Source organism: Rhizobium tibeticum (assembly GCF_900110205.1).
Classification (GTDB): domain Bacteria; phylum Pseudomonadota; class Alphaproteobacteria; order Rhizobiales; family Rhizobiaceae; genus Rhizobium; species Rhizobium tibeticum.
The window spans coordinates 25,682-38,748 of the sequence record NZ_FOCV01000002.1 but is presented as its reverse complement, the minus strand read 5'-3'; the positions used below and the strand labels follow the sequence as shown (position 1 = coordinate 38,748).

Annotated in this window: 20 protein-coding genes, 1 tRNA gene and 1 riboswitch; of the genes, 10 read left to right on the top strand and 11 right to left on the bottom strand. The window is 60.4% G+C overall.

Going from position 1 to position 13,067, the window contains the following annotated elements; translation table 11 throughout:
- Positions 1-123: 123 nt before the first annotated feature.
- Positions 124-1,308 carry an O-succinylhomoserine sulfhydrylase gene (locus BSG20_RS02100; protein WP_072371249.1) on the bottom strand — a complete coding sequence of 395 codons (1,185 nt, stop codon included), beginning with the start codon at positions 1,306-1,308 and terminating at the stop codon, positions 124-126.
- A 44-nt stretch (positions 1,309-1,352) separates the two neighbouring features.
- Positions 1,353-1,431: riboswitch (SAM riboswitch) on the bottom strand.
- 72 nt (positions 1,432-1,503) lie between these two features.
- Between BSG20_RS02100 and BSG20_RS02095 the strand changes: the two genes are divergently transcribed.
- The gene (locus BSG20_RS02095) at positions 1,504-2,598 is read left to right on the top strand and encodes a 2'-deoxycytidine 5'-triphosphate deaminase (protein WP_072371247.1); all 1,095 of its coding nucleotides are present in this window, start codon (positions 1,504-1,506) and stop codon (positions 2,596-2,598) included.
- 483 nt (positions 2,599-3,081) lie between these two features.
- Positions 3,082-3,155: transfer RNA gene (locus tag BSG20_RS02090), tRNA-Gly, on the top strand.
- Positions 3,156-3,220: 65 nt separating this feature from the next.
- On the opposite strand, the gene BSG20_RS02085 is transcribed toward BSG20_RS02090, so the two are convergent.
- On the bottom strand, positions 3,221-4,282 hold the full coding sequence (locus BSG20_RS02085; protein WP_072371245.1) for a tyrosine-type recombinase/integrase: 1,062 nt from the start codon (positions 4,280-4,282) through the stop codon (positions 3,221-3,223).
- Positions 4,263-4,469, bottom strand: a complete 207-nt coding sequence (locus tag BSG20_RS35450) for a hypothetical protein (protein ID WP_143147458.1) — start codon at positions 4,467-4,469, stop codon at positions 4,263-4,265. Before BSG20_RS35450 ends, BSG20_RS02085 begins: the two co-directional genes overlap by 20 nt.
- Before the next feature lie 131 nt (positions 4,470-4,600).
- On the opposite strand from BSG20_RS35450, the gene BSG20_RS02080 reads away from it, so the two are divergent.
- A complete protein-coding gene (locus tag BSG20_RS02080) occupies positions 4,601-5,026 on the top strand; it encodes a hypothetical protein (protein ID WP_143147457.1) in 426 nt (141 codons plus the stop codon).
- A 46-nt stretch (positions 5,027-5,072) separates the two neighbouring features.
- Here BSG20_RS02080 and BSG20_RS02075 read toward each other — a convergent pair whose 3' ends face one another.
- The 8 genes from BSG20_RS02075 to BSG20_RS02045 all read right to left on the bottom strand — a co-directional run bounded on the left by BSG20_RS02075 (position 5,073) and on the right by BSG20_RS02045 (position 8,133).
- Positions 5,073-5,513, bottom strand: a complete 441-nt coding sequence (locus tag BSG20_RS02075; RefSeq protein WP_072371240.1) for a hypothetical protein — start codon at positions 5,511-5,513, stop codon at positions 5,073-5,075.
- Complete coding sequence (locus tag BSG20_RS02070; protein ID WP_072371237.1) at positions 5,510-6,037, bottom strand: hypothetical protein; 528 nt, start codon at positions 6,035-6,037, stop codon at positions 5,510-5,512. Before BSG20_RS02070 ends, BSG20_RS02075 begins: the two co-directional genes overlap by 4 nt.
- On the bottom strand, positions 6,027-6,236 hold the full coding sequence (locus tag BSG20_RS02065; RefSeq protein WP_072371234.1) for a hypothetical protein: 210 nt from the start codon (positions 6,234-6,236) through the stop codon (positions 6,027-6,029). The genes BSG20_RS02070 and BSG20_RS02065 overlap by 11 nt, the downstream gene beginning before the upstream one ends.
- Positions 6,226-6,561 carry a hypothetical protein gene (locus BSG20_RS02060; RefSeq protein WP_072371231.1) on the bottom strand — a complete coding sequence of 112 codons (336 nt, stop codon included), beginning with the start codon at positions 6,559-6,561 and terminating at the stop codon, positions 6,226-6,228. The genes BSG20_RS02065 and BSG20_RS02060 overlap by 11 nt, the downstream gene beginning before the upstream one ends.
- Positions 6,561-6,743, bottom strand: a complete 183-nt coding sequence (locus BSG20_RS02055; RefSeq protein WP_072371228.1) for a hypothetical protein — start codon at positions 6,741-6,743, stop codon at positions 6,561-6,563. Before BSG20_RS02055 ends, BSG20_RS02060 begins: the two co-directional genes overlap by 1 nt.
- Complete coding sequence (locus BSG20_RS36270; protein WP_167371540.1) at positions 6,740-6,913, bottom strand: hypothetical protein; 174 nt, start codon at positions 6,911-6,913, stop codon at positions 6,740-6,742. The genes BSG20_RS02055 and BSG20_RS36270 overlap by 4 nt, the downstream gene beginning before the upstream one ends.
- Before the next feature lie 71 nt (positions 6,914-6,984).
- A complete protein-coding gene (locus tag BSG20_RS02050) occupies positions 6,985-7,182 on the bottom strand; it encodes a hypothetical protein (protein WP_072371225.1) in 198 nt (65 codons plus the stop codon).
- 264 nt (positions 7,183-7,446) lie between these two features.
- Entirely contained in the window at positions 7,447-8,133 is a 687-nt protein-coding gene (locus tag BSG20_RS02045; protein WP_083539865.1) for an XRE family transcriptional regulator, read from the bottom strand.
- A gap of 97 nt (positions 8,134-8,230) precedes the next feature.
- On the opposite strand from BSG20_RS02045, the gene BSG20_RS02040 reads away from it, so the two are divergent.
- From BSG20_RS02040 to BSG20_RS02010, 7 genes are all read left to right on the top strand, one after another.
- Positions 8,231-8,482 carry a hypothetical protein gene (locus tag BSG20_RS02040; RefSeq protein WP_072371219.1) on the top strand — a complete coding sequence of 84 codons (252 nt, stop codon included), beginning with the start codon at positions 8,231-8,233 and terminating at the stop codon, positions 8,480-8,482.
- A gap of 226 nt (positions 8,483-8,708) precedes the next feature.
- Positions 8,709-9,194, top strand: a complete 486-nt coding sequence (locus tag BSG20_RS02035; protein ID WP_072371216.1) for a hypothetical protein — start codon at positions 8,709-8,711, stop codon at positions 9,192-9,194.
- Positions 9,191-9,424, top strand: a complete 234-nt coding sequence (locus tag BSG20_RS02030; RefSeq protein WP_072371213.1) for a hypothetical protein — start codon at positions 9,191-9,193, stop codon at positions 9,422-9,424. The genes BSG20_RS02035 and BSG20_RS02030 overlap by 4 nt, the downstream gene beginning before the upstream one ends.
- Positions 9,424-10,836: a TRM11 family methyltransferase gene (locus BSG20_RS02025; RefSeq protein ID WP_244541259.1), complete on the top strand. Its 1,413-nt coding sequence runs from the start codon at positions 9,424-9,426 to the stop codon at positions 10,834-10,836. Before BSG20_RS02030 ends, BSG20_RS02025 begins: the two co-directional genes overlap by 1 nt.
- Positions 10,833-11,132: a hypothetical protein gene (locus BSG20_RS02020; protein WP_072371210.1), complete on the top strand. Its 300-nt coding sequence runs from the start codon at positions 10,833-10,835 to the stop codon at positions 11,130-11,132. Before BSG20_RS02025 ends, BSG20_RS02020 begins: the two co-directional genes overlap by 4 nt.
- Positions 11,129-11,791 (top strand): hypothetical protein, encoded by a 663-nt coding sequence (locus tag BSG20_RS02015; protein WP_072371207.1) that lies wholly within the window; start codon positions 11,129-11,131, stop codon positions 11,789-11,791. The genes BSG20_RS02020 and BSG20_RS02015 overlap by 4 nt, the downstream gene beginning before the upstream one ends.
- Positions 11,788-13,065: a helix-turn-helix domain-containing protein gene (locus BSG20_RS02010; protein ID WP_072371204.1), complete on the top strand. Its 1,278-nt coding sequence runs from the start codon at positions 11,788-11,790 to the stop codon at positions 13,063-13,065. Before BSG20_RS02015 ends, BSG20_RS02010 begins: the two co-directional genes overlap by 4 nt.
- The last annotated feature ends 2 nt before the right edge of the window (positions 13,066-13,067 follow it).

The window sequence follows — 13,067 nt, the reverse complement described above, 5'->3', positions numbered from 1 at the left end:
CGTCCCGAATGCCTGCAATGGCAAGAGGTTTCGCGTGCTAAGCCTAATTTTAGCCCGCCTCGCGTGTGGCGGAAACGCATGGCGGTCGGCCGGATCGGAGGCAATCCGGCCGATATGGGCGGATCAGGCGTTCACCTTGGCGAGCGCCTGGGCAAAATCCTCGATCAGATCATCCGTGTCCTCGATGCCCGCGGAGAGACGAACGGTGCCGCCGGAGATGCCGAGCTCTGCGCGCGCCTCGTCGGTGAGGTTCTTGTGCGTCGTCGTCGCCGGGTGCGTGATCAGGCTCTTGGCGTCGCCCAGATTGTTGGAGATCTTGACGATATCAAGCGCGTTTTGAAGCGCGAAGGCTGCCTCCTTGCCACCCTTCAATTCGATGGCGACCAGCGTTGAGCCGCCCTTCATCTGCTTGGCGACGATGTCGGCCTGCGGATGATCCTTGCGGCCGGGATAGATTACCTTGGCGACCTTCGGCTGATCAGCCAGGAAGTCGGCAATCTTCGATGCATTTTCGGTCTGCTGTTTGACGCGCAGTGGCAGTGTCTCGAGGCCCTTCAGCAGCGTCCACGCCGTGAACGGCGACATCGCCGGGCCGGTGTGGCGGTAGTAGTCCTGCAGGTTCTCGTTGACCCATTCCGTGTCGGAGAGGATCACGCCCCCGAGGCTGCGGCCCTGACCGTCGATGTGCTTGGTGGCCGAATAGACGACGATATGGGCGCCGAGCTCGAGTGGCTTCTGGAAGATCGGGGTTGCAAAGACGTTGTCGACCACGACTTTGGCGCCGATCTGGTTGGCGAGCCTGGCAACACCGGCGATGTCGATCACTTCCAGCGTCGGGTTCGTCGGGCTTTCCAGGAAGAACACCTTCGTGTTCGGACGGATCGCCTTTTCCCAGTTCTCGAGATGGCGACCATCGACCAGCGTACATTCGATGCCATATTTCGGCGCAAGCGTCTCGATGACCCAGCGGCAGGAGCCGAAGAGGGCGCGGGCTGCGACGATGTGGTCGCCTGCCTTCACCTGGCAGAGGATCGCGGCGGTGACGGCTGCCATGCCCGAGGCCGTGGCACGGGCCTCCTCGGCACCTTCGAGCGCGCACATGCGCTTCTCGAACATGTCGTTGGTCGGGCTGCCGTAGCGAGCGTAAATATAGCCTTCGGTCTCGCCCTTGAAGCGTGCTTCGGCCGCTTCCGCGCTTTCATAGACGAAGCCCTGCGTGAGGTAGATTGCTTCGGAGGTCTCGCCATATTGCGAGCGCAGCGAACCGTCGTGGACGAGTTGGGTTGCCGGGCGCCAGGTCTTGCTCATGAATCACCACTTTCAAACAACAAAAAACCGGCCGCGAAAGCAGACCGGTTTTGCACCCGGTCCTTTTAGCCACTTGTTTAACGTGGCTGCAAGCCGACCGGCCAAATCACCACGGGATAAAGCTGCAATACTGCCGTTCTATGCTTGCGTCAATTCCTTGAGTTTGGTTTTGTCTGCGACAAAGATGGATGAGGCATGATGGCTCGCGTAACAGGAATTTTGGCAGATCGTGCGATTGCCGCGCTCTTTGAGGCCGGGCGTCTCACCTCTGAGCGCGATTTGGATCACGACCAGATCCAGCCGGCAAGCCTCGACCTCAGGCTTGGTGCCAAGGCGTTCCGCGTTCGCGCGAGTTTCATGCCGGGTCCATCCCATCTTGTGTCCGACAAGCTCGATCGCCTAAGCCTTCACGTCGTCGACCTCTCCGAAGGTGCCGTGCTGGAGACAGGCTGTGTCTATATCGTTCCGCTGATGGAGCGCCTCGACCTGCCTGCCGATATGTCGGCCTCGGCCAACCCGAAGAGCTCGACGGGGCGTTTGGATATCTTCACGCGCGTCATCACCGACTATGCGCAGGAGTTTGATAAGATCCCGGCCGGCTATTCCGGCCCTCTCTACCTCGAAATTAGCCCGCGCACTTTCCCGATTGTCGTGCGCCGGGGCTCGCGCCTGTCGCAGATCCGCTTCCGTGTCGGGCATTCCCTGCTCGGCGAGCCCGAACTTCTGGCGCTGCACGATGCCGAAACGCTGGTTGCCAGCAAGCAGCCGAACGTCTCGGGCGGCGGTATTGCGCTGTCGATCGATCTTGCGGGCGACGAGGACGGCCTGATCGGCTACCGCGGCAAGCATCACACCGCCGTCGTCGATGTCGACAAGAAGGCGCAGCACGACATCTATGATTTCTGGGAGCCTCTCTATAGTCGCGGCCGCAACGAACTGATCCTGGATCCTGACGAGTTCTACATCCTCGTCTCCCGCGAGGCCATCCATGTGCCGCCGCACTACGCGGCCGAGATGACCCCCTTCGATCCGCTGGTCGGCGAATTCCGCGTGCACTATGCCGGCTTCTTCGACCCAGGCTTCGGCCACGCACCCGCTGGCGGCCGCGGCAGCCGCGCCGTGCTCGAGGTCCGCAGCCACGAGGTTCCCTTCATCCTCGAAGACGGCCAGATCGTCGGCCGCCTCGTCTACGAACATATGCGGGAGCACCCGGAAAGCCTCTACGGCTCCGGCCTCGGCTCGAACTATCAGGCCCAGGGCCTGAAGCTTTCCAAGCACTTCCGCATTTGAGCGTCCTGGTGTGGTCGGTTGCTGGTTGCCGCTTTCTCGTCGGTAGCCAGAGGGCGCGGTTCGCCATCATTCGGTCAGAGGTGGGGCAATGTTTCTGCCGTCGATTTGAAGGAGCGGCGTTCGGCGCGTGATAAGGTCCGGCCGGTAGAATCTTATTGAGCCTTGTGGTGTCCGTGCTGTGACGATTGCGGTGAACAAGACTGACAGTGGCGTTCTTCAATTTCCTCAATCCTGACATCGTCATGATTCAGATGAATTGAAGGGCGGTTCCAGAGTGCTTTTGTTTTGTTTGTGAGAGCGCTTACAACGTTCGGGTTATTTGCCACAAACGGTATTTTATTATGAAAAGCACGTATTGATCCGCAGTTGTGACCCACCCACCAAAAACCGCGCGGAGGCTGCAATATCAGAGGTGCCTTGTTATGATTGTCGGTGTTTGGCCGCTTGACAGCGGCGATCATCTGTAGAAAGTCTCGCTCTAGTGCGGGTGTAGCTCAATGGTAGAGCAGCAGCTTCCCAAGCTGAATACGAGGGTTCGATTCCCTTCACCCGCTCCATCAATGTTTTCAGTTACTTAGATACCAACTCCGACCACGGAACAACCGTGGTTTTACAGGCAGTTTTACAGCGCCTGTTCGTCGTTCGTGCTTTTCGAAGCCGCGGTTTTCTTCTCTCGCGCTTCGTTGAGTTGGCGAATCGCCTCCCTCGTCGCAGCACCTCGGCTGACATATCGACGAATAATCTTCTCCACCTGATCTTCTTCCCAGCCCATAATTTCAGCAATCACCCGGATCGACAGACCGGCAGTGTAGAAGTTTGTCGCGGCGGTGCCTCGCAGATCGTGAAAGTGTAGGTCGCGTTCCTGCATGTGCGCTTCGACCTTTGCGGTCCAGAACGAGCTAGCGAGGCCGTCTTGCGTCCAAGGTCGCTTGCGGCTGTTGGTGAGGATTATCGGCGAGTTCTTCGGGATGCGGTCGAGCAGCTCGTTCAAAGCGTCGTATCGAGGGATCACCGCTTCTTTCCTGTGTTTGCTCTTGCCGGTGGAAATCACAATTGCGTCCCTCCCGATGTGGGACCATGCTAGGCGAACAAGATCGCCAACCCGCAATCCGGTATGGGCTGCGAGATCGACGGCAAGTGCAACTTCCTTGGACGCCTCCGTTTTCAGCTGAGCGATGTCGTCAGCAGTCCAGATGATCTCAGCGCGAGATTGGCTGTAGAGGTGCCGTATGCCTTCGCAAGGGTTTGACGCTATTTTTCCCATGGGATCGACAGCGTGCGACAATAGTCGCGATAGCACCTGCAGCGCGAGATCCGCTGTGCGAGGGGTCTCGGAATACTCGCTGCGCCAACGGATGATGCTTGGCCGAATTTTCTCAGGTCTATTGAACTGCGCAATGCTCAGATCGCCGAACCGTTTCCCGATCTTATCGAGCCAAGGCGACCAAACGCGCCTGGTAGATGAGGCCAGCTTGCCGAATTCATGAGTTTTGTAGTGGGCGATGACCGACTTAAACTTTCCGTCCTCGGGCGCACGCCGCTCGGCGATTGCCTCGTTGTAGGACTTCATGAATTCGAACGAGCCGGGAAGGCCTTTGAGCGCCGGCCCGCCGCGCCAAGCGTAATAATAAATCTTGCCCTTGGCTTTGACGGTGTGGATGCCTTTAAGCTCTATTTCGACCATTGCGCTCTTCAAAGTCCCTTAGCTCGCGATCGAGCTCGTCCTCATCCGGCTTTCCCGGCGGCGTAAAATGCCATCGCATGCCACCATCTGGCAATGTATCCATTGCCAATGGCGTGATACCCGCTGCTTTCAGGGCCGCAAGCGTAGTGGTGATGTCCGTCGATCGGATGACTGCGCGGCGTCCCATCACTCTTCCTCCGGTCGATTTTCTGCAGGTTCCCTCTCTAAGGGTGGTGGGGATGTCCGGTAACCCCGGCCAAGATCTAGCGCGGCTGGGCGCGCTCTGGTAGCCTGCCGCTCGTCATTAGAGGTGCTTTCGTGATCCGGCCACTTGTTAAGCTTGCATTGATCTTGTCTGTTTTCGTGCCGTCCGCTGCACACGCGATATTCGTTACCAACTATGCGAGTTGGAAAAAATTCCAACCAGCGATGCAAGAGGCCTATTTGGTCGGCGTAATGGATGGCTGGACACGAACATCCACCCCCGGAGAGCCGCCGTGGATGAAAGCCCAACGCACAGGGATTAACAAGTGCCTTAAGGAGCAAGAAATCAACTCCACGATGCTCGTGGACCTTGTGGATTCGCATTACAGAACCTACACGGCCGACTGGCGGCTTTCCCCAGCACTCGTCGTAAAAGACGTAGTGATGCGGACATGTCTGGCTGACGTTAACAGCGAACGCGAGAAAGCCGGTTTCAGCCCGTGGGAGCGAAAGGCCGGCCAGATTTCCCGCGACAACTAACCCCGTAGCCCCTTTCGATTGGGGCGGCGCTAGCATATGAAGCTGCTTAGCTTCCATGTGCGGAGCCCTCCGAAGCGGTGGCAAGGGCGGGCCGGGCAGCCTCATCCAACGTCTTGCCGAAGCCAAGCCTGTCACCGGTCTGGTGACGGACAATGCCGAGCCGGTCCCCGTAGGGCTTCATGTCGATCGAGCCTTTGCCCGCTAGCCGTACAAGCCAAGGGCTAGGGCAATTGGGGTTGTGCTGAACGGCAAACGCCAGCTTGCAGAGTTCTTCCCATACCGGATCGGACGCCACCACATGTGGAACGGGTGGGGGGGTGGCAGTGATGTGCTCTAACAGCTCGTGCCGGTGGCCATTGAAGATTGCCACGTCCCTTTGAAGCAGCTGGATCTCGTTGGCTGCTTCGTCGCAGATGGTATGGTGCACAGCTGGGCCCCACTCGTCGGTCGGGCGGTATGGGCACAGGCGATCCACTAGGTCGGTCATGCGGCGTTCCTCTTCCAAGCTTCGAACTCGGCGCGCAGATCGAACCATCGATTGCGGGCGCCGGCGTCGGTGTTCAATTCGTTTCGGCTGTCGATTTTCAGGAGGTAGCGAATGTGCGAATCCACTCGGACGGCGTCGCTGACTTCGGTCGCGCCCTTCTCTTCAAGCATGAAGCGGCGGAAGATCTGATCATTCGATCTCATCGCGCATTCCGCCGCGTAGTTGGCGTTCTTGTGCGCGTGCTCTGCCTGTTGCTGCTGGCGAGGCTTCCAGCGTCGGATCTCGGCGAATGCTTCCTGGAGTAGCCCCAGGATGAAACGCAGATCGTCGTGGGCATGAAGCAGGAAGTCGCGATCGATGTAGCCGCACTCGACAGTCAGCTGTGCGACGGACACTGGCTGTGTGTTGGGTACGATAATTGCGAGCAGCTCTGTCCCGGTGCTGCCGAGCTGCCAGTTGGTGCTGGCCTCGGCATGGCGGGCGCGGATCGCTGAAAGACGTTCGCCGTCTGCCTTAGAAGCCACGGGCTCCTCCTTGGCGATCGGCCTCACGGGCGGCTGCGTGCATGGAGACCCAAGGCAATGTGAAATCCACGTAGGCAATGCCACCGTGGTCACCGGCGACGACGCGGCGGTTTATCGTGATCGTCTTAATCACAAGCGGACGATCGAGCGTCTGTCGGCGAAGCTCTTTGCCGGTCAGCTTCTTCAGCTTAGCCTGCATACGCGCGCTCCATCCTCTCGATTGCCTCGTTCAGGGTGCGGCGAAGCGGCAGATCGGCGTTGCGGCAGCCAAGGGCGTCGATGACATCGATCATCGCGTGTACGAGACCGATCATGGTGTCGTCGGTCAATCCCTCGAAACCGGACTTGCGGCAGAGATTTGCGACTACGAGATCGATGTTCGCGCTCGCGACATGTTCGAACGCCTGCGCAACGTGGCGACGGCGGGCTTCGGCCATCTGGATTTCGATCTCTTCCTCAATGCTGGGGCTGAATCGGTCTGAGACGACGCGAAACTTCGGAGGGAATGTGAGGATCTCGGCCATTACATGTCCCTCCAAGGAGAGTTTTCCCAAGTGTCGTCGACGCGAAGCGAGCGCAGGCGGCGCCACTCGACCAAGCGTCGAATGGCCTTAGGCAGCTTACCGATTAGCAGCGCCGTGCCGAATAGCATGCCAGCGCAGAAAGCTGCGCCGACGCCCGCAAGGATGGCGGTTGGTGCTGTCATGCCGGCACCTGGAGGAGAATCGCGATCGGGAGGACGATCGAGAGGATGAACAACAATGCGAACTCGACACGACGCTGATCCTCAACAGGCATCCGCGTGACGCGCAGAATAAGCGAACCCGCTTCCGGCAGCGCGATTGCTGTCGGGCGAACTGTCCGGACCGTTTGCATGAGAGGAGCCCTTTCGCTTCCGTTTCGGAACCCGCTCCGTTCCTGGTCGGAGCGGTGACCGAAACCGGATCTCAGGCGACCCGGCGCATCGCGCGGCGGGCGTAGATGGCGGCGGCTTCGTCGCTGTAGCGGATGATCTGGGCGTCGGTGAAGCCGAGGCGCTTGTAGTCCTTGAAAGTCAGGCCCTCGCCGCGCTCCCGCGCGTGCTCTGCCATTTCATTGGCGATGTTGCGGCCGATCGCGGCTGGGTAGGGGGTCTGTGTCTGCATTTTAGCTCTCCTTCGCCTCCCGGTTTCGCCGCTGCTCCGGGAGGAGGAGAGAGCAGCGGCGCGCCCCCGATAGGCGATCCGGCTTGGGAGGAGGAGTTTAGACCGGATGCTGCGGACAATAATGCGGATAAATGACCGCTGTCAACAATGTGTGCGGCTATTTAACCGCATACCAGCCGATGTCTTTGAAAATGTGAGGCAAAAACTAAGTGATCGGCGAATCGCTTCGCCGCTCTTTTTGCGCGTCAATACGGATGGGTGAGGCTATACGCCGTAGATTTCGTTCATCGACAGCACCTTGTGAATCGCGACGATGGTCGATCGCGGGATCTCGATTTCGGCGGTCGGGTTATGCTTCCGGATGGTGACGGTTTCGGGCGCGCGCTTGCTGAGGATGCCGATCGTCGCTTCCATCGAGCCATGCGCGTTAAACTGGCACTGGATGACGACGGCGTCTCCGAATCGGGGCGGCTTATCGGGATGCACATAGATCAGGTCGCCTGGCTGGAACTGCGGTTCCATCGAGGTGCCTTCGACGTAAAGCGAGTATACATTTCGAGCATTCATCAGGGTATGCGGACGCCTCACATAGTCTACGGGCTCGGTCGAAAGCTGGAAGGCGCCTTTCAAATGCGATCCGGCGGCCGTGCCCATCACGGGGACATCTTTCACCATTTCCATCGGCAGTGGCAAGGAGGCAGATGCGGTGCGGACATCATTTGTGGGTACGGTCGGTTGTGTCGAGCTCGACATGTCGATGGATTCGCCTAGCAGCGTCGCCAGCGGAACGCCAAGGCCATCGGATATCTTTTTGAGCGTTTGACCGCGTGGCGATGCGCCTCCGCGCTCGAAGAGCTTGCGAAAATAGCTCCGCTCCAAGCCGCTCTTCAAAGCCGCCGCTTCCCACGTAAGCCCTTGCTCGGCAATGAGTTCTTTGAGGATGTCGGTCACAGATTTCTCCATGTGCGGATTATCAGCCGCATTGAGATGGTTGGAAAGCGGTTATTTGATCTTGACATATGCGGCCATTTGACCGCATTTTGCCGCCATGACGCTACGAGAACAAATTATCACTATTGCCGATACCTACGCCGAGGCCTCCGGCATTGGGCGTAAACGTATGTCGACGATCGTCTTCAATCGCGGCGCCAAGCTCGACGACATTGTCGACGGCGGCGATCTGGCGACCGGCACCTTTGAACGTGCTCTGCAATGGTTCTCGGACAATTGGCCTGATGGTGTCGCTTGGCCGGATGTAGGTCCTCTGCCTCGTCCAGAGTGCACGAAGGAGGCCGCATGACTTCCCGTGGTTCCCTGCGCGGTTTTTACCGCCGCGCCACCTCGCGCCGGACTGCCCGACTTCCGCGTTCCGGCGCGCTTTCTCTTCCATGTTTCGTCCAGGCATGCGGACCTCCGTGATCTGCTGACGGACTGAACATCGCATTTCTGAACCGTTCCCAACACGGGAAAGCCCGCCGGAAATTCCCGGATCGGGAAAGCCTTTTCTTTGCCTTTCGGAGACCGACATGGATGCCTTTCTCTTCCGCGTAAAAGCGGCCCAACGAGATCTTATCGAGCGCTGCGGCGGCATCATGCGCGTCGTCGACAAGTCCGGCTATTCCAAGAGCGAGGTCGGACGCTGGAACAATGGTGCGGAGCCGGATCTGATGTCGGTTGGCGCGATCGCGGTGCTTGAACGTGATTGTGGCCAAGCGCTGGTGACAGCCGTTCTCGCCGAAACCAACGGACGACGACTGACTGATCCGGATGAAACCCGCAAGGCGGAGGTCAATGTGCTGACCTCGCATGCTGAACTGATGCGGCAAACGGCGGAACTGGCCAATGCCATCGCCATCGCCATCTCGGATGGGCAGGTTACTCCTTCGGAGGCAACGACCGTCGATCGCGTAGCTGGTGGCTTGGAGCGTGCAGCCTCTGATCTTCGTGCCTCGCTGGCCGTCATCAAGGCGAGGGGCGGTGCAGCTGCGGGCTTGAAGGTGGTCGGAGAATGATGGTGACCGATCCCGGCCTCAACAGTGCTGGATGCCGCCTCCTGTATCGCGTACGGCTCCACGCCCGGCAGAACCGCCGGGCGTATCCGCTTTCGCTGGATGCTGACTTGCGCGGCGTCGGCGCTGCGATTGAGGGTGGCTATCTCGTGCGGCTCGACGACGATCCGCATCTCGTGTCCATGACCGCGAAGGGTGAGGCTTATCTTCTCCGCCTCATGAGGTGCGAGTGATGGCCGACTATCCAAAGCTCGGCCCGACGCAGGCGAGCCTCATGCAGCGCGCGCTCGATCCTGCCAACGACTTCAGTGTCGTCACTGGTGCGGAACGCGAGTCGAAAGCCGCGCGCGCGCTCAACAGCAAGGGCTTCCTCTCCCGCGACAAGGTCAAGGCTGATCTCTGGTATTCGACCGAGAAGGCGAGGGCGGTATTCAACGGCTGGGCTTACGATCCCGAGAACGCCGAGGCCGGCGACGATGTCAGCGTGACCATTTCGTCTGGCGGCGCATCCGTCGAGACGACGGTTGGAGAACTGAAGGCGCTTGCCGATGTCTCGACCTACGATGCGTCAGGGCTCGTGCAGGTCGTCGAGCGTGCAAGGGCCCTCCTCGACGAGGGCGATGCGATGGCGGCGCGGCTTTTGGCGTCCGGCGCATATGACCAGGCGAAGGCCGGAGCGCAATTTGCGGCGCGCGTTGGCGCTAAGGATCGGCTGGTGCAGAAGGCGCGACGCCTGCAGGGCGAGGCGCTGTTGATCGAGGCGCGGGCAACGATCCTGATCGCGGACGAATGGGACCGCGCGGTTTCCGACGGCAAAACCCTGAAGGGCAGGCCGAAAAAAAGCGTTCCAGACGAGAACGCTTTTACGGCTGAGGAGGCGGGGCTTTCACGCAAGGAAATTCATGAAGCGCGAAAGCTTGCGGCCGCCGAACGCCGCGAGCCTGGCCTCGTCGAGCGGGCGATACGTGCGCGCATCGAGGCGGGGCTTGAACCCTCTCGCGCCAATCTGCGCGTTGCGGTCGGCACGTCCACCGCGACGAAGGAAGAGCGCGGCCACAATCTCTACGAAACCGGGCCCGAGGCCATGCACACGCTGCTGGCGCTGCAGAAGTTCTCGTCGAAGGTGAGTGACCCGTCCTGCGGGCGCGGCGCGATCTCGAAGATGATGGAAGCGGCCGGCTATACGGTCATCATTGCCGACCTCGTCGACTACGGCACGGCCGACCGGTTCGGCGAGCTGCAAGGAGTGGCGGACTTCCTCGAAAGCGAGGGAGATCCCGACCAGCCCGATATCGTCACCAATCCGCCCTATGGCGAATTGCTCAACCGTTATGTGGCGCATGCACTCCGCGTCCATCGCCCTCGCAAGATGGCGCTGTTGCTCAACCTCAACTTCGTCTGCGGCTTCGACGATTCGGAACGCAACTTTGCGATGGACGACAACCCGCCAGCGCGCGTGCTCGTCTTCAAACGCCGTCTGCCGATGATGCATCGCGACGGGTGGGACGGCCCGGAAGCGCAAAGCCGGATGAATACAGCCTGGTTCGTCTGGGAGCTGCAGGACGACGGCAGCTACGGCGACACGACAATCATGCGGCGCGTCGACTGGAAGGACTACATGCCGGCTGAAGGCGAGGAGGCATGAGCGACATGCTGCCCATCGTCGACATTCTGGCGGATGCGACCACGCATGACGAGCGCGCGAAATGGCTGTTTGCGTGCCCTTACTGGGTGATCAACCGCGAGCATATGAACATTCGCCGCATCCTCCAGCAGTCGGGGCTGATTGCGGGTGTCGGCTATCTCGAAGCGGTCCAATCGCTGACCAATGCGCGGCGACTGCCGGACGGCTCTCTTCCACACACAATCGTCCTGTCTGCGGAAATCGCGGCGCAGGATCTCAGAGCGGCGGCGCGTGCGAGCGTCGAGGGGGCGGAATGAGTATGAAACCGATGAGAGTTCTTATCGGCTGCGAGACGTCGGGACGCGTGCGGCGCGCCTTCGCCGATCGCGGCCATGATGCGTGGTCCTGTGACCTGCTTCCTGCCGACGACGGCAGCAATCGGCATATCGTCTGCGATGTGCGCGACCTATTGGGCGACGGCTGGGATCTGCTGGCGGTATTGCATCCGCCATGCACGCGGCTCTGCAATTCCGGTGTGCGGTGGCTGACAACGCCACCGCCGGGGCGCACGAAACTCGAAATGTGGAATGATCTGGAAGACGGCGCGTCGCTGTTCTCCGATTGCTGGAATGCGCCGATCGAGCGCGTCTGCGTCGAAAACCCGATCATGCACAAGTATGCCAAGGAGCTGATCCGAAATTACGAGCCACCGGCGCAAACGGTGCAGCCGTGGTGGTTCGGAGATCCCGCCTTCAAGGCGACGTCACTCTATCTTCGCGGGCTCCCGCTGCTCATCCCGACGAACCGATTGACGCCGCCGGCAAAGGGCACTGACGAGCACAAGCGCTGGTCAAAGGTGCATCGGGCCTCGCCGGGGCCGGATCGTTGGAAGAAGCGTTCCGAGACGTTTCAAGGGATCGCCGATGCGTTCGGTGCCCAGTGGGGCGGCGTCGCGTCCGAGCAGGTGGCTGCATGACAGCAGCCCCTCATTACCGCCTCTCAATCATTCCCGGCTGGATCGTCACCGACGCACGGTTGAAGGGCAAGGATCTGCAGGTGCTTTGCCTCCTCGGCCGGCATACCAGCAACAAGGATGGCTGGTGCCGGCGCAGTCAGGTGAAGATGGCCGGTGAGCTTACCTGCTCGCGTTCGACGATTCAGGCATCGCTCGATCGCCTTGTTGACATGGGCGTCATCGAGAAACGCATCGTCACCTCGCCGGATGGTCGCGACAGCGCGCACCGCTATCGCGTGATCTATGATCGCGAGCCGGAAAGCTTTGCAAATTCTGCATGGGACGACGAAGACGGCGAGGAAAATGATCCTACCGGCACGCGGGATTCGGCCACCCCCCCTGCCGGTATATCGGCAGGGGGTGCCGACTCTGGGCAGGCACCCCCTGCCGGCTCTGGACCGGCACCTATTAACTACTCCAACCTAACCACTCCCCCTAACCCGGAAGAGAGAGAGCGCGAGCGTGACGGGGAAGAGGAAGAAAGTCCCAAGGCGCTGGAGAAGCGATTGCGGAAGTGGTGGGCCGGCTGGCCGACATACACCAGCGACAGCGAAGCGAACGTCCGCCGGGAATGGCTGGGACTGACGTCAGCGCAGCGGAAGGCCTGCGAGGAGCGGACGCCGGACTACATCGCTGCGGTGAAGGCATCGGCGCGGACGATCTTCAAGGCTGGCGCCACATACCTCGCGGAACGGGCATGGGAGCGCTTGCCGACAGAAGCTCCGGCTGATGCCGGCAGGGCAGCTTATGCCGCACCCTTCACCAAACCGTGGTGCGGACTTCGCTTGGCTGAGCAGCTGCAGCCGATGGCGCCTTTGCCGCTCATGTCGAGGCTTAGCCAGATGGTGGCTGATCAGGTCGACGAGGGAGGCAGTCCGACGAAAGCGGCGTTGCAGGAACTGGCGTCTCACCGGCTGCGGCATGGCTGGCGGCGGGTGTACGAGATGTACGAAAACGCGAGAGCCGGCCGTGGAACAAAGATCTCGCCGGCGATTGTCGCGAAGGCCGACGACTTCCGGAGCGTCAAGATCGATAGCCCCCTCGGCGACGCGTGGCGCCGTATGCACGAGCGTCGCGGCTGGGCATGGCCGGAATTCAAGCTTGAATATCTCTGCTTCCCGCCATCGGAGATCGTGAGCGGCGAGTGGGTTGAATTGGATGATGCGGTCGAGCAGGCGCTCGCCCGTTTTGCAGCGAAACTCGGAATGGAGCGGGACAATGATCATGCAGCGTAAAA